The 15892-nt window shown below is 66.9% G+C and carries 13 protein-coding genes; 1 reads left to right on the forward strand and 12 read right to left on the reverse strand.

The genetic code is table 11. The annotated features are described in order from the left end of the window. Positions 1-14: 14 nt before the first annotated feature. Genes ABZS43_RS18930 through ABZS43_RS18960 form a run of 7 tightly spaced genes read right to left on the reverse strand, consistent with a single transcriptional unit; the run spans position 15 to position 9191 of the window. Positions 15-641 (reverse strand): TetR/AcrR family transcriptional regulator, encoded by a 627-nt coding sequence (locus tag ABZS43_RS18930; RefSeq protein WP_355037209.1) that lies wholly within the window; start codon positions 639-641, stop codon positions 15-17. Positions 642-645: 4 nt separating this feature from the next. Then, positions 646-1419 carry an enoyl-CoA hydratase family protein gene (locus tag ABZS43_RS18935; protein ID WP_355037210.1) on the reverse strand — a complete coding sequence of 258 codons (774 nt, stop codon included), beginning with the start codon at positions 1417-1419 and terminating at the stop codon, positions 646-648. Next, complete coding sequence (locus ABZS43_RS18940) at positions 1419-2579, reverse strand: acyl-CoA dehydrogenase family protein (RefSeq protein ID WP_355037211.1); 1161 nt, start codon at positions 2577-2579, stop codon at positions 1419-1421. The genes ABZS43_RS18935 and ABZS43_RS18940 overlap by 1 nt, the downstream gene beginning before the upstream one ends. Before the next feature lie 3 nt (positions 2580-2582). Continuing rightward, positions 2583-4646 (reverse strand): biotin carboxylase N-terminal domain-containing protein, encoded by a 2064-nt coding sequence (locus ABZS43_RS18945; protein ID WP_355037212.1) that lies wholly within the window; start codon positions 4644-4646, stop codon positions 2583-2585. 8 nt (positions 4647-4654) lie between these two features. Next, positions 4655-6289, reverse strand: a complete 1635-nt coding sequence (locus tag ABZS43_RS18950) for a carboxyl transferase domain-containing protein (RefSeq protein WP_355037213.1) — start codon at positions 6287-6289, stop codon at positions 4655-4657. Continuing rightward, entirely contained in the window at positions 6286-7479 is a 1194-nt protein-coding gene (locus ABZS43_RS18955; protein ID WP_355037214.1) for an acyl-CoA dehydrogenase family protein, read from the reverse strand. The genes ABZS43_RS18950 and ABZS43_RS18955 overlap by 4 nt, the downstream gene beginning before the upstream one ends. Beyond that, complete coding sequence (locus ABZS43_RS18960) at positions 7476-9191, reverse strand: acyclic terpene utilization AtuA family protein (RefSeq protein ID WP_355037215.1); 1716 nt, start codon at positions 9189-9191, stop codon at positions 7476-7478. Before ABZS43_RS18960 ends, ABZS43_RS18955 begins: the two co-directional genes overlap by 4 nt. 192 nt (positions 9192-9383) lie before the next feature. Here ABZS43_RS18960 and ABZS43_RS18965 point away from each other — a divergent pair, with 192 nt between their 5' ends. Beyond that, positions 9384-9548, forward strand: a complete 165-nt coding sequence (locus ABZS43_RS18965) for a hypothetical protein (RefSeq protein WP_355037216.1) — start codon at positions 9384-9386, stop codon at positions 9546-9548. 42 nt (positions 9549-9590) lie between these two features. Here ABZS43_RS18965 and ABZS43_RS18970 read toward each other — a convergent pair whose 3' ends face one another. The 5 genes from ABZS43_RS18970 to ABZS43_RS18990 form a co-directional block, all read right to left on the reverse strand. Beyond that, positions 9591-10355 (reverse strand): adenylate/guanylate cyclase domain-containing protein, encoded by a 765-nt coding sequence (locus ABZS43_RS18970; RefSeq protein WP_355037274.1) that lies wholly within the window; start codon positions 10353-10355, stop codon positions 9591-9593. A gap of 534 nt (positions 10356-10889) precedes the next feature. Beyond that, positions 10890-11705, reverse strand: coding sequence for an ABC transporter permease (locus tag ABZS43_RS18975; protein ID WP_355037217.1), 816 nt, complete (start codon positions 11703-11705; stop codon positions 10890-10892). Next, complete coding sequence (locus ABZS43_RS18980) at positions 11705-12649, reverse strand: ATP-binding cassette domain-containing protein (RefSeq protein WP_355037218.1); 945 nt, start codon at positions 12647-12649, stop codon at positions 11705-11707. The genes ABZS43_RS18975 and ABZS43_RS18980 overlap by 1 nt, the downstream gene beginning before the upstream one ends. A 156-nt stretch (positions 12650-12805) precedes the next feature. Next, positions 12806-13135, reverse strand: a complete 330-nt coding sequence (locus tag ABZS43_RS18985) for a hypothetical protein (protein ID WP_355037219.1) — start codon at positions 13133-13135, stop codon at positions 12806-12808. 264 nt (positions 13136-13399) lie between these two features. Continuing rightward, complete coding sequence (locus ABZS43_RS18990; protein WP_355037220.1) at positions 13400-15889, reverse strand: tetratricopeptide repeat protein; 2490 nt, start codon at positions 15887-15889, stop codon at positions 13400-13402. Between the last annotated feature and the right edge of the window lie 3 nt (positions 15890-15892).

Consider the following 15892-nt stretch of genomic DNA (forward strand, 5'->3'; position numbering starts at 1 on the left):
TCAGCGTGGCGCGTTCAGCGCCGTGTGCAGGGTGGCGCGTTCAGCGCCGTGTGCAGGGTGATCGACCACTGCTGCACGATCTCCTTGCGGCGCGCCGAATCATCGGTGAGGACGTCGGCGAGGCCGAGACCACGCGCCAGATCCAGGGTGGCCTGGACCAGGTGGTGCGTGACCGGATCGGTGTCGTCGACACCGAGCGCCTCCACGGCGCGCCGGTGGGAGGCGCGGCCGAATTTGGCCTCCAACGGCACGATTCGTTCCCGCAGCACCGGATCGGCCGCCGCGTGGGTCCACACCTGCAGGGCGGCTTTGAACAGCGAACTGGTGTAGGACTCGACCAGACCCGACACCACCGCCTTGGTCCGCGCGATGCCGTCGACCAATTCAGACAGCGTCGCCGCCTCCTCCTTGGCCTGTTCGTTGCGGCTGTCGAACATGTACTCGAGTGCGGCGGTGATCAGATCTTCCCTGGTCGGAAAATGATGCTGCGCCGCCCCGCGCGACACCCCGGCCCGTTCGGCGACCACGGCGACAGTGGCCGCCGCCCACCCGGTTTCGGATAGGCAGTCGATGGTCGCCTCCAGCAGGCGCTGCCGGGTGGCGCGGCTGCGGTCCTGCTTGGGTTCGTGAGGTGTCGCCATGGGATTATTCTGCCCAGCTCGGTGCGCGACGCTGCAGGAAGGCTGTCATACCCTCCCGCACCTCCGGGGTGCCGAAGAAACTCGCCGAACGCCGCGCGAGTTCCTCGGCCGAACTGTCGAAACCCGCCAGGAGTTCGGCGTTCACCAGCCGCTTCGCCTCGGCCAGCCCCTGCGGGGAACCCTTGCGAAGTTCGCCGCAGAGGCGGGCCACCTCGGCGGCCGGGTCGGCCGCGGTGACCGTGACGAGCCCGATCTGTTCCGCGGTGGACGCGTCGAATTTCTCGCCGGTCAGGTAGTAACGGCTCGCCGCGCGCGGATCGAGCCGGGGCAGCAGGGTCAGCGAGATCATGAACGGCGCCAACCCGATACGCACCTCGGTCAGGGCGAAGGAACTCCCCGGCCCGGCCACCACCAGATCGCAGCCGGCGACGATGCCCATCCCGCCCGCCCGCACATTGCCGTCGATCCGCGCGATGACGGGTTTCGGAAGCTCGACCAGTCGGCGCAGCACCCCGATCATCACCCTGGTGCGTTCGTCGGCGGCCACCGCCGGATCGGCATCGCTGGCTTCGCTGAGATCCGCGCCCGCGCAGAAGGTGTTGCCGGTATGGGCCAGCACGATGGCGCGCACCGCGGGGTCGGCCGCCGCGTCATCGAGCCCGCCGAGGAGTTCGGCGACCAACCGCGAGGACAGCGCGTTGCGATTGTGCGGCGAATCGAGGGTGAGTGTCGCGATGCCATCGCCGACCTCGTACCGGACATACGGTGTGGTCGGCATCAGTACGACTTCGGCAGACCGAGCGAATGCTGGGCGACGAAGTTGAGAATCATCTCCCTGCTCACCGGCGCGATCCTGCCGATGCGCGCCCCCGCCAGCATCGCGGCCAGGCCGTAATCACTGGTAAGCCCCGCGCCGCCATGGGTCTGGATGGCCTGGTCCAATGCCTTGATACTCGCCTCGGCCGCCGCGTATTTCGCCATATTGGCGGCTTCGGCCGCGCCCATCTCATCGCCGGCGTCATAGAGTCCCGCGGCCTTCTGCATCATCAGCTTGGCCAGTTCCAGCTCGATCTTCACCTGCGCCAGCGGATGCGAGATGCCCTGGTGCGCGCCGATCGGGGACTTCCAGACCGTGCGCTGCTTGGCGTATTCCACGGCGCGGTCGATGGCGTAGCGGCCGAGGCCGACCGCCATCGCCGCCCCCATGATGCGTTCCGGATTCAGGCCGGCGAACAGCTGCATCAGCGCCGCGTCCTCCTTGCCGACCAGCGCGGTGGAGGGCAGCCGGACGTCATCGAGGAACAGGTTGTACTGATGATCGGGCTCGATGATGTCCATCTCCTGTGCCACCTTGGTGAAACCGGGGGCGTCGGTGGGGACGATGAACAGCGCGGGCTTGAGTTTGCCGGTCTTGTGATCCTCGGTCCGCGACACGATGAGCACGGCCTCGGCCTGATCGACGCCGGAGATGAAGATCTTGCGGCCGTTGAGAATCCAGTCGTCACCGTCGCGTCGTGCGGTGGTGGTGATCTGGTGCGAATTCGATCCGGCATCCGGTTCGGTGATGCCGAACACCATCTTGCCGGTGCCGTCGGCGAGTTTGGGCAGCCACTGCTGTTTCTGCTCGTCGGTGCCGTATTTGGTGAGGATGGTGCCGCAGATGGCCGGGGAGACCACCATCAGCAGCAGCCCCGCGCCCTGGGCCGACAGCTCCTCCATCACCAGCGCCAGCTCGTACATGCCCGCGCCGCCGCCGCCGAATTCTTCCGGGAGATTGACCCCGAGGAAGCCGAGTTTGCCCGCCTCGTCCCACAATTCGTCCAGCGGCTCGTTCTTGCGCGCCTTGGGCAGCACGTAATCGCGGTAGCTGTATTTCGCGGCGAGGGCGGCCACCGCGGCCCGCAGCGCCTTGCGCTCTTCGGATTCGATGAAGCTCATTGCTCAGTTCTCCTGAATTGCTGTATTCGGTTCGGCATTCGCGGCTGCCTCGGCAGCCGCCTCTTCGGGGTCGACGACCGCGAGCACGGCCCCGATGTCGACCTGCTGGCCGACGACGACATTGAGGGCGCTCACTACGCCCGCGGCGGGCGCGGCGATGGTGTGTTCCATCTTCATCGCCTCCAGCCACAGGATCGGCTGGCCCTGAGTGACCGTGCTGCCGACCTCCGCCCCGATCCTGATGACGCTGCCCGGCATCGGGGCGAGCAGCGAACCCGTCGCCACCTGGTCCGCCGGATCGCTGAATCGCGGCAGCCTGCGCACCGATACCGGTCCGAGCGCGGAATCGACGCAGACCAGATCGCCGTAGCGAGCGATCTCGAATTGCCGACGGACCGGGCCGCGTTCGCCCGGCACCGCGAGAACCACCCGATCCGGCGTCGCCTCGATCAGCGCGAGACCGTCGTGCCCGTCCACCGTGACCGTGCCGCCGCGACCGAATCGGTAGCCCACCTCGTGGATTCCGCCGGTGCGGCTCTCGTAGGACTTGCGCTGCGACTGTGACGCCAGATTGCGCCAGCCGCTCGGCAGGCCCCCGCCGACCCCCGCCGCGCCGCGATTGGCCGCGGCGTCGGCGAGGGCTGCCGCCACGACGGAGAGCGCCTCGTCGGTTTCCGACACCAGCGACGTCGCGAGCGCGTCCAATCCGTGGGTGGCGAAGAAGGCGGTATCGGTGTCCCCGGCGAGAAACGCCGGATGCCGCAAGACCCGGACCAGCAGATCGCGGTTGGTCACCAGACCGTGGATGCGCGCGCGGCACAAGGCCGCGGCGAGCAATCGCGCTGCCTCGGAACGGGTTTCACCGTAGGAGATGACCTTGGCGAGCATCGGGTCGTAGTGCACGCCGACCACGCAGCCATGCGCCACACCGCTGTCCAGCCGTACACCCGGCCGTTGTAGCAGATCGAATTCGGCCGCGACCTGCGGGATGTCGATGCGATGCACGGTGCCGCTCTGCGGCTGCCACTGCGCGGCGGGATCTTCGGCGTAGAGCCTGACCTCGATCGAATGTCCGCGCGTGGCGGGGGGTTCGGCGGGCAGTGCCGCGCCGTCGGCCACCTCGAGTTGCCACCGCACCAGATCGACGCCCGTGGTGCATTCGGTGACCGGATGTTCCACCTGCAGGCGGGTATTCATCTCGAGGAAGAAGAAGTCCCCCGCCTCGTCGGCCAGGAATTCCACGGTGCCCGCACCGGTGTAGCCGATGGCCGCCGTGGCCAGTCGAGCCGCTTCGAACAGCCGATCCCGCATCCCTGCGGTCCGTTCGACCAGCGGCGACGGCGCTTCCTCGATGACCTTCTGATGACGACGCTGAATGGAGCATTCCCGTTCGCCGACCGCCAAGATGACACCGTGCGTATCGGCCATGACCTGCACTTCGATATGCCTGCCGGTTTCCAGGTACCGCTCGCAGAACACCGTGGGGTCGCCGAACGCCGACTCCGCCTCGCGGCGCGCGGCGGCGATCTGCGGTTCCAGTTCGGCCAGGACGCGCACGACGCGCATCCCGCGCCCGCCGCCGCCCGCGGAGGCTTTGATGAGAACCGGCAGGTGTTCCTCGCGGACCTCGGCCGGATCCAGTTCGGCCAGCACAGGAACACCGGCCGCGTCCATCATCTTCTTGGACGCGACCTTCGAGCCCATTTGCTCGATGGCCTCGACCGGCGGACCGATCCACGTCAAACCCGCCGCGAGCACGGCCCTGGCGAAATCGGCGTTCTCCGAGAGGAATCCATAACCGGGATGGACGGCGTCGGCGCCCGCGGCGAGTGCCGCCTCGATGATCAGGTCACCGCGCAGATAGGTCTCACCCGGCGTATTGCCCGGCAGTCGCACCGCCGCGTCGGCCTCGGCGACGTGGGGCGCGTCGGCATCGGCGTCGGAGTACACCGCGACCGCGCCGAGACCCATGCGACGGCAGGTGGCGAAAACCCGGCGCGCGATCTCCCCGCGATTGGCGACCAGCACGGAGGTGATCGCGCCCGTCGCCCTGTGCGCAGCAGTCATTGTCGGCCTCACATCCGGAAGACGCCGAAGCCGTCGGCGCCCTCGATCGGGGCATTGTGAATGGCCGACAGCGCCATACCCAATACCGTTCGGGTGTCGCGCGGATCGATCACACCGTCGTCGTAGAGCCGTCCCGACATGAACATCGGCAGTGACTCCGCCTCGATCTGGGCCTCGATCATGGCGCGCATTCCGGCGTCTGCCTCCTCGTCGAAGGGCATACCCCTCGCCTCCGTCGCCGCCCTGCCGACGATCGAGATGACACCGGCGAGCTGCGAACCGCCCATGACGGCGGATTTCGCACTCGGCCAGGCGAAGACGAAACGCGGATCGTAGGCGCGCCCGCACATGCCGTAATGCCCCGCGCCGTAAGACGCGCCCATCAGCAAGGAGATATGCGGCACCGTGGAATTGGAGACCGCGTTGATCATCAACGCGCCGTGTTTGATGATGCCCTTCTGCTCGAACTCCTTGCCGACCATGTAGCCGGTGGTGTTGTGCAGGAACAGCAGTGGCGTGTCCTTCTGGTTTGCCAGCTGGATGAATTGGGCCGCCTTCTGCGCCTCCTCGGAGAACAGCACACCGCGGGCATTGGCCAGGATGCCCACCGGATAGCCGTGCAATTCGGCCCATCCGGTGACGAGACTGCTGCCATAGAGTGGTTTGAACTCGTCGAAATCCGAGCCGTCGACCACGCGGGCGATCACCTCGCGCGGATCGAAGGGAATCTTCAGATCCGATGGCACGATTCCGAGCAGTTCTTCCTGGTCGAACAGCGGCTCGAGCACGTCGGGGCGCGGGTGTGGCCCCTTCTTGGTCCAGTTGAGACGTTTGACGATGGAGCGGCCGATGCGAATCGCGTCCTGCTCGTCGGCTGCCAGATAGTCGGCCAATCCCGAGACGCGCGCGTGCATTTCGGCGCCGCCGAGAGATTCGTCGTCGGATTCCTCGCCGGTGGCCATCTTCACCAGCGGCGGGCCGCCGAGGAAGACCTTGGACCGCTCCTTGATCATCACCGTGTAATCGGACATGCCGGGGATGTAGGCGCCACCCGCGGTGGAATTTCCGAAGACCAGCGCGATCGTCGGGATACCCGCCGCCGAGAGCCGGGTCAGGTCGCGGAACATCCGCCCACCGGGGACGAAAACCTCTTTCTGGGTGGGCAGATCCGCGCCGCCGGATTCGACGAGTCCGATGACCGGAAGCCGGTTCTCCCGCGCGATATCGTGGACGCGCAAATTCTTTCGCAGCGTCCACGGATTGGACGTGCCACCGCGCACCGTCGGATCGGGCGCGACGATGACGCATTCGACGCCCTCGACGATGCCGATACCCGCGACGACGCTCGCGCCGACATGGAATTCACTGCCCCAGGCCGCGAGCGGACACAGCTCGAGAAACGGCGAATCCTCGTCGATGAGTAATTCGATGCGCTCACGGGCGGTGAGTTTTCCGCGCTTGCGATGCCTGGCGAGTTTGTCCGGACCGCCACCATCGATCGCCTTGGCGAATTCCGCCTCGATTTCGGCGAGTTTGGTCGTCATCGCCGCGGCGGCGGCGGCGTATTCCGGCGAGGCGCTGTCGATGGCGCTGCGCGATGTCGGCCCGCCCGTCACCCGGCCACCGCCCCGAGGCGCTGTCATGCGTGGTATCCCAATCGCTTTGCCGCCAATCCGGTGAGGATCTCGGTGGTGCCGCCGCCGATTCCGAGGATGCGCATATCACGGTACTGCCGCTCCACCTCGGATTCGCTCATATAGCCGAGTCCGCCGAAGAGTTGAACGGCCTGGTTGGCGACCCATTCCCCCGCCTCCACGGCGGTGTTCTTGGCGAAGCACACCTCGGCGATCAGATCTGTCTCGCCGTTCGCGCTGCGCCGGGCCACGTCGCGGGTGTAGACGCGGGCCACGTCGATACGCCGCGCCATGTCGGTGACCGTGTTCTGCACGGCCTGCCTGCTGATGAGCGGGCGGCCGAAGGTCTCGCGAGTGCGCACCCACTCCAGGGTCAGGTCGAGGCAGCGCTGCGCCTGCGAATACGCCTGCACGGCGAGTCCGACGCGCTCGCTGACGAACGCGCCCGCGATCTGGAAGAACCCGGTGTTCTCCGCGCCGACCAGGTTCTCGACCGGAACCCGCACGTCCACGTACGACAGTTCGGCGGTATCGGAGGCGCGCCAGCCCATTTTGTCCAGTTTGCGACTGACCGTGAAACCGGGCGTGTCCTTCTCCACCACGAGCAGGGAGACGCCGCCGGAACCGGGCCCGCCGGTGCGCACCGCGGTGACGACGAAATCGGCGCGGCAGCCGGAGGTGATGTAGGTCTTCGCGCCGTTGACGATGTAGTGGTCACCGTCGCGGCGCGCCGTGGTGGTCAGATGCCCCACATCGGAGCCGCCACCGGGTTCGGTGATGGCCAGCGAGCCGATCTTCTCCCCGGCCAGGGTGGGCCGGGCGAAGCGCTCGATCAGATCCTCGTTACCGGAGGCGATGATGTGCGGGACCGCGATACCGCAGGTGAACAGCGAGGCGAAAAGTCCACCCGAGCCGCCCGCCTGGTGCATCTCCTCGCAGACCACCAAGCCGTCGATGGCGTCGCCGCCGGAGCCGCCCACCGACTCGGGGAACTGGACGCCGAGCAGACCGAGCGCACCCGCCTTCTTGTGCAGTTCGCGGGGGATCTCACCGACACGCTCCCACTCGTCGAGGTACGGCAGCACCTCCCGTTGCACGAAACCTCGCACCGTGGCACGCAATTCGCGCCGCTCGGGGGTGTCCCACGGGTTCGCCACGGGCAGGGCCTGTGTCGAATCTTCTCGCGTGATCGCGTTCATGCCAGCAACTCCAAAGGTAGGTCGATATGTCGAGAGCGCAGCCATTCGCCGAGCCCCTTCGCCTGCGGGTCGAAACGGGCCTGATAGGCCACGCCCTTGCCGAGCAGACCGGAAACGATGAAATTGACGGCGCGCAGATTCGGCAGCAGATGCCTGCTGACGGTCAGCGAGCGCGTCTCGGGCAGAAGTTCTCTCAGACGGTCGACGGTCAACGTGTGCGCCAGCCAGCGCCATTGCTCGTCGGTGCGCACCCAGACGCCGATATTCGCGTCGCCGCCCTTGTCCCCGCTGCGGGCCAGCGCGATCGTGCCGAGCGGTACGCGACGGAACTCCCCGGCGGGCAGAGGTTCCGGTAACGCGGGAGCCGCGAGGTCTTCCAGCACGCGGGTCCGCTCCGATGGCGCGATCGCGACGCGGGCGCCGTCGGGCAGTACCGCGATATGCGGTACCTCGACGGCATCGACATAGCCGGGGCTGTACACGCCATACGGCGAGCCGTTGCCGGGGACGGTCGTGAAACTACAGCCGGGGTAACTGGCCAGCGCGAGTTCCACAGCGACACCGGAGAACGCGCGGCCGACCTTGTTCGGATCCGGGTCGCGCACCACACAGCGCAACAGCGCGCTCGCCTGTTCCTCGGTCTCGGCGTCCGGCCGATCCAGCCGGGCAAGGGTCCACTCCAGTTCGGCGGGACGCTCGGCCAGCCAGGACTCCAGTTGCCGTTGCGCGAGCGCGGCTTTCGCCTCGATATCGAGACCGGTCAGGATGAATTCCATCTCGTTGCGGAATCCGCCGATGGTATTGAGCGATACCTTCAATCGCGGCGGCGGAGCCTCGCCCGTGACACCGCTGATCAGTACCCGGTCCGGTCCCTGCTGGGCGAGTTCGACGGTGTCGAGCCGCGCGGTGACATCCGGTCCCGCATAGCGCGCGCCCTGGATCTCGTACATCAACTGGGCTTCGACGGTGTCCACGGTGACCGCGCCGCCGGTGCCCTCGTGTTTGGTAACGACACTGCTGCCGTCCCTGCGGATCTCGGCGATCGGAAAGCCGGGGCGACCCAGATCGGCCAATTCGGTGAAGAACGCGTAGTTGCCGCCGGTGGCCTGCGTACCGCATTCGATGACGTGTCCCGCCACCACCGCGCCCGCCAGCGCGTCGAAATCGGTTCGGCCCCAGCCGAAATGCGCGGCGGCGGGCCCGACGACGACCGAGGCGTCGGTGATCCGGCCGGTGACGACGATATCCGCGCCCGCGTCGAGGCATTCCACGATGCCCCAGGCGCCGAGGTAGGCGTTCGCGGTGAGCGGCGCGCCGAGTCCGAGTTCGCCGGCGCGCCCGAGCAGATCGTCACCCTCGACGTAGGCGATCTTCGCGTCGAGACCGAGATCGGCGACCACGGTGCGCAACTTCTCCGCCAGTCCCGCCGGATTCAGCCCGCCCGCGTTGGTGACAATGCGCACCCCGCGTTCCAGCGCGAGACCGAGGCAATCCTTGATCTGGGTGACGAAGGTCTTGGCGTAGCCGAGGCTCGGATCCTTCATCCGGTCCCGACCGAGGATCAACATGGTCAGTTCGGCGAGGTAGTCGCCCGTGAGCACGTCGAGCTGCCCGCCTTCGAGCATCTCCCGCATGGCCCCGAGTCGATCACCGTAGAACCCGGAACAGTTGCCGATTCGGATCACTTCCGGATCGGCGGCCAGCATACTCATGAGCTGGAGGGCCTCCCTCTGCGGCGAACCGTCCGCGCGCGGCCGCATTGCCGCGCCGGAGGTGTTCGCGTTCCGGGAACCAGCATCACATCTGATCCAGAAAAAATCAAGCTTGCGTGCTTGTTAATCGACCGTGCAGGTCAGAGGTATTTTTTCGGGGTGGTCGAGAGCCGATGAGACGACGCGGGCAAGATGGGCGACATGTCGGGCGACGTCACCGTGATCATCCTGCTCGCACTGTCCGGCTTCCTGCTCGGCGGCGCGTACTCGCTGTGGAAGACCGCGCGACCACTGGCCATCGGCCTGGCCGTCTGCGGAGTACTGGCGGCGGGCGGCGCGATCGCCTGGTGGCTCTAGTTCGCGGAGCGGCCGCGCCCGGTCACGGTTACGCGACCGGTCTCAACTGCCCGACAGGCGGAATATCCGCAGATCCTCCGGCACTCCGCTCATCGGGGCCGCGAAGAAGCTGCGGCGATAGGGTTTGACTCGCACACCCAACTGCGCCAGCGTTTCCGGCCGCAGCGCTTCCAGGGTGGCCGCGGAGATCATGGTGTTGCCGTTGCCGCCCGCCTCCATCACCCGTGCGGCGATGGTGACATCGACCCCCAGCCAGTCGCCGCCGATCTCGCGCGGCGAACCAGTGTGCAGGCCGATCCGCATCCGCGGGCGGTAACCGTCCACCTCGACCTTCTCCAGATTGCGCTTGGCCTGGATCGCGGCGGCGACCGCGCGATCGGGCGAGGTGAACACCGCCATCACGCCGTCACCCATCCGCTTGACGACGTGACCGCCACGCTCCGCGATCGGCGGTTCGATGGCCTTGGCGACCCCGCGCAGCAGGTTCAGCGTCGCCTCGTCACCGGCCGAGAGTGACCACGAGGAGAACGCGACCAGGTCGGTGAACATGACAGTTATTTCTTCGCTACCTTTTCCTCGCCCGACCTTCTCCAGCATCGCCTGCCAGATCTGCAAGGCGCCGAAGCCGATCTCCCGTGCCGCGCTCGGGGTATCCCCGACGATCTTGTCCGCCGCGCGGGCCACCGCGCGAGCCCCGCCAGGACCCGAAACCGACAGGGGGTCACCGAAAGCGGGGTCGCCCGGCAGCTGTTCGCGCGCCTTGCGCAACGCGCCGATCAGATCCTGTCGTTGATTGGCCGCGTTCATCAGCGTGGAAAACTGCCCGCGCCGCAAACCCCGGGTCGAACGGCGCGAATTCCGCACCTCGTCGGCGGGCGTCAGCGGAATCACGACCTCGGGCGTGACGCCGCCCTCCCCCGTCTCCGGCACGGACTCGGCAGCACCGGAAGGTGTTTCGCTCACGGAGCGAGCGTAGCTCAGCTGCCCGTCGCTCGGCCGGTCACCGATCATCGCCACCGCACACCTCTCAATCGAACGGAGCGAGCACGTCACCGGATCCGCCGATGGATAACGTGATGGTTGCTGACACGATGGCACGGGGGATCCGATCCACTTAATAGTACCGCGCGTCACAGTTATTATGGAATTAATGAACCTCACACCCGGGGCGGCGAAAAAGCACCGATCCGGCGCGAAGGAGAGTTCGCACCGGACCGGTCGGCGCATCGTCCACCGGGCAGTGGCAGGCGGCGCACCCGGAGCCCGCTGACCTCCCGACAAGGTTCACGGATTCCGACACCCGAGTGGCGAGGGAGTGCGACTCGGGTAGTCCTCGATGGGTCAGGCGTCGCGCTGATTCACCATGAACAGCGCGCCGCCGAAGACGAGGGCGACGACGGCCGCGAAGTAGAGCAGCCCGCCCCACGGCCCCCAGTGCCACGGCAGGCCGGTATCGGAGGTGCCGAGGAAGTACCCAGCATTCTGGAAAGGCAGGAATACCTTGATATTCCGGCCCGTCTCGCCGAACGCGCCGACGATCGGCTCCACCAAAACCGGCCACACGATCAGCAGCGAGAGCGCGCCCGCGGACTGCCGCACCAGCGCGCCGACACCGACCGCGAGGAACACCACGAGCGCCACGAAGATCGGCACCGCGTAGAACACCTTGTTGTCACCGTCGGACAGGCTCAGGAAGCGGCCCGCGTCGCTGCCGATCAGTGCCCGGAAGATGAGGAAGCTGACAAAGGTGAGCAGCGCCGAGAGCAGCGCCGCGGCCATGCCGATCAACCCCGCCTTGGCGACCAGCACCGATGTCCGGTTGGGCAGCGCGAGGAAGGTGGCCTTGATGGTGCCGAATCGGTACTCGCTGGTCACCGCCAGTGCCGCGAGAATCATCACCAGGATGTATCCGAAGCCGGGGAATCCATCGGCGATACCGGTGATACCCAGTCCGGCGATCGAATTATCCGGATAAGGATTGTCGGTGATGGTCTGCTTACCCTCGGCGACATCGGTGTTGAACTGGTTCACGCTCACCTTGATCACCAGGCTGAACAGCACCGCGATACCGAGGGTCGTCGCGACCATCAGCGCCGTGCACCACCAGGGCGACCTGGTCGAGGTGAGTTTGATACGTTCCGCCGCCAATACGCCCATCAGAGCGCACCTCCCATCACCTGATCGAAGCCCTCGGCGTGGTACTGCACCGCGCCGCCCGTCATCCGCATGAACGCCTCCTCGAGCGAAGCGCGCTGCGGGGAAAGCTCGAACAGGGTGATGTCGTTCGCGCCCGCCAATTTGCCCACCGCGTCGCTGCTGACATTCGTCACGATCAGCGCCGGACCGTCCTGCCCATCGCCGCCCTCCTTCACGGTCATCCCGTTCGAGGTCAGCAGGCTGCGCAACTGGTCGAGTTGCGGACTGCGCACCCGCACCGCCATCTCGGAGGAGCGCTCGATGAATTCCTTGGTCGGCGTATCGGCGATCAACTGTCCGCGCCCGATGACGATCAGATGTTCAGCGGTCTGGGCCATCTCCGACAGCAGATGACTGGAGACCAGGACCGTGCGCCCCTCGGCGGCCAGCCGCTGCATGAACCGGCGGATCCACAGAATGCCCTCCGGATCGAGCCCGTTCACCGGCTCATCGAAGAGCAGGATCTCCGGATCGCCCAGTAGCGCACCGGCCAATCCGAGCCGCTGCGACATACCGAGGGAGAATCCGCCCGCGTTCTTGCCCGCCACCTCCGAAAGGCCGACAAGACGCAGCACTTCCTCGACGCGGGATTTGGCGATGCCATTGGACGCGGCCATCCACTGCAGATGGGCGCGCGCCGAACGATTCGGATGCACCCATTTGGCGTCGAGCAGCGCGCCGACCGCGCTGAGCGGGTGGTCCAACTGCTGGTAGGACTTGCCGTTGATGAGCGCCGAACCCGCCGTCGGCTTGTCCAGCCCGAGGATCATCCGCATGGTCGTCGATTTACCGGCGCCGTTCGGTCCGAGGAAGCCCGTCACCTGTCCGGGGCGGACGGTGAAGGTGAGATCCTGAACCGCGACGGTCTGCCCGTAATGCTTGGTCAGGCCATTCAGCTCGATCATGGTGACCAGCATTGCGTATCCGGGGCGTGCGTGCGTCACTAGAAGGTGTTCTCTTGGGTCATCCTCAGGGTTAACGGTTCTCCCGCCTGAAGGCGGGGAGATTTCCAGCTCGGACAGCAACCGAACCCACACCCGAAGGAGGTGAATCCGCTTATCTCACGTCATCGACACTGGTGTGGCCCCGTTCTGCCACAGCCAAGATCGTCTTGGCGGCGTTGCGGTCCCTCGAATCGGTGAAACCACAGCAAGAACACGCGAAACCACGTTCATGCAGTCGAGCCGCTTGGCTCTCACGAAACAGGAACTGCACGTCATCGTCATGTAAGCGGGCCGAACCAAAACCACCTTCCGCCCGGCCCGCCTGGCACGCTCGATCAGTTCTCGTTTCGCCGCACCGATAGCGGCGTCGGCGGCCTTCCTCGCCAGGGTGGACTTCGCCAGGAACAGCGGCTTGAAGTCCTCGACAGCGATGTGCGCCGGGCTCACCGGCGCACTCCGCCGACTGGCGACCAGCGGCCGAACGATACCGGCGGCGCGGCGCACTCGACATCGACGGACGGAGTACCGGATTCGGAGCAGTCCAGCGCGGCGTGGTCCTCTCACTGCTGGGTCTACCGACCGAAGCCGTCGAGGAAGCTACCTCTGGTCTCGCAGCGATGCCGGCCGAACACCTCGAGACGGAATGGCTCGCCTCCGCGCTGCGCAGAGTCGACCCGGACCTCACGGCCGATGCCTGATGGACGCGAGGACTCAGAACCAGGACTTGGCCCGAATGCTGTTGGCCAGATCCACCAGCGCGTAGCGGTGCTCGCGGCCGGGGGCGCCGCGGGCGAGGGCGCGTAACCCCGCCTCGGTGCCCTCGCGCAGTTCCCGCTCGGTGAAAGCGGCGCCGAAGATACCCGGCTCCTCGGTTTTCGGGGAATTGCCCGCCTGCAACCAGAACAGCGCCGCGCCCAGCACCAGCACCTTCAATTGGATCGCGCGGTGCTCCCCTGCGGGTAGCGACTGCACCCTGGCCGCCGCGATTCGCAGGGTGGATTCGTCGAGGTCGGCGACCGGGCCCGCGGTCAGCATCAACCAGACCGCGGTCAGTCGGGCCGTGGTGTAGCTGCGCGAGGCGGCGGGGACCTCATCGAGTGCCTCGACCGCCTCGGCCACCCGCGCGTTCCCGGCGAGCTGACGCGCGAGGCCGAAGGCGGCGCTCACCACCGCGCGGTCGGTGCGCCACACGGTGTCGTAGAACTTCTCGGCGTAGCAGCGCCACTGCTCGGGATCTTCGGAATCCCACTGTTGCAGAACGAGTTCCGCAGTGGCGGCGAGCGCCAGTTTCGGGGCGATCTCACCGGGCAACACCCGCAGTACCGCGTCGAACGCCGAGAAGGCGTGCTCGTAATTCTGTTCGAGGAGTTCGGCCTGACCGATGTACCAGTCGATGCGCCAATCGGTTCCGGCGAGTCTGCGCAGCAGATACATGGCCTCGGCGGTCTCGCCCAGTTCCAGCCGTGCCTTGGCCTCGGCCAGCGACAACTCCAGATCCAGTGTCTCCGGGGCATTGTCGGGATCGGCCTCGGCGCGCTCGCGGGCCTCGCGCAGCGCGGCGAGTGCCTGCCGGGGATCGGGCTGGACGGCGGCGGCCAGGAGCAGGGCGGACGGATCGGAGGGGTCGAGTAGCGGAATCGGCAGTGCCGCGACGATATCGCGTGGTCGCAGCAGCGCACTGCGTCCGATGCCGTCGGCATAGGCATCGGTCTGGCTGATCAGTTCGTCGGTGCCGAAACTGGCGCGCTGCGGACTGAATACGGTCGACAGCTGCGGATGTTCGGCACCGGTGTCCAACGCGAGGACTTCGCGCAGCACACCGGCCAACTGCGCGGACATGGCACGGGCCGAGCCGAAGCGGCGGGCCGGATCCGGGTCGGTGGCGGTGAGCAACAGCCGGTGGAAGAACTCGTAGCGCAGCAGCGCCGGCTGCTGGTCCGGTTCGGGGATGTAGTCGGCGTAGCGACCCTTTTCCATCGGCATATTCAGGCTGAGTACGGCGAGAGTTCTTCCGACGGTGTAGATGTCGGAGGCGACGGTCGGGCCGGTCTTCGGAATCTCTGGAGCCTGGAAGCCCCTGGTGCCGTACAGATTTCCGTACGCCTCGATGGCCGCAACGGCGCCGAGGTCGATCAACTTCACCTGATCCTCGGTCACCATCACGTTATCGGGTTTGAGGTCGTTGTAGGTCAGGCCGATGGAATGCAGATATTCCAGTGCGGGAAGGATTTCCAGCATGTACGCGATGGCCTCGGCGACCGGCATCCGGTCCGGTGCGCGATAGGTGTCGGAGATCGCGCGCAGCGAGCGTCCGCCGACGTACTCCATGACGATGAAGCCGATGGGATCGCCGTCCGGACCCGTGTGTTCGACGAAGTTGTGGATCTTGACGATGCTGGGATGGGTCACCTCGGCCAGGAATTGCCGTTCGGCGACGGCGACGGCCTGCGCCTCGGCGTCGCCCGCGTGCAGCAGGCCCTTGAGCACCACCCAGCGGTCGCTCACATTGCGGTCGATCGCCAGGTAGATCCAGCCGAGCCCACCGTGGGCGATGCAGCCCTGGATCTCGTACTGCCCCGACACCACGGTGCCCGGATGCAGTGACGGCCGGAAATCATAAGGGGCATGGCAGGTTTCGCAGACGCCGACGGTGGACGCCGGACCCGCCGGGGTGGTGCGGCCCACCGGATTGCCGCAGCGCCAACAGAAGCGCTTACCTTCGGCGACCACCGGATCGGCGAGGACCGCCGCCAGGGGATCGGCGGGTGCGACGGTGGGAATCGAGACCAGTCCCGCGCCGAGTCTGCGTACCGCCGGGCGGGACCGGGCGGTGCGGACGCTGCGTCCCGAGGTGCGCAGCGCGGCCCCGGAATCGGCGGCGGGCGCGGCCTCGGTGCCCGGTCCCGCGGTATCGGGTACCGCGACCGTGCCCTGTTCGACGTCGCCGGATACTTCACGCCGCTCCGGTTCCCCCGGGTCGCGCGGCGCGGCCACGGTGGCGTTCTGCTCACCCGGCTCGGCCCAGAATCCGAGGTAGAGCGGATGCGTGGCTTCGTCGGGGTCTGCAGACTCCCCGGCCGTCGACTCCGGCTCACGTGGTGCGTCCATGTGCCCGGCAACCACATCGGACCAGCGAATGGTCGGTACGGCGAATTCGGATTCGGGCTGGTTGTCGGATGTGTCGTTTCGCTGTTCGCTCATCAC

The sequence above is a fragment of the Nocardia sp. NPDC005366 genome, from assembly GCF_040606855.1.
Taxonomy (GTDB): Bacteria; Actinomycetota; Actinomycetes; order Mycobacteriales; family Mycobacteriaceae; genus Nocardia.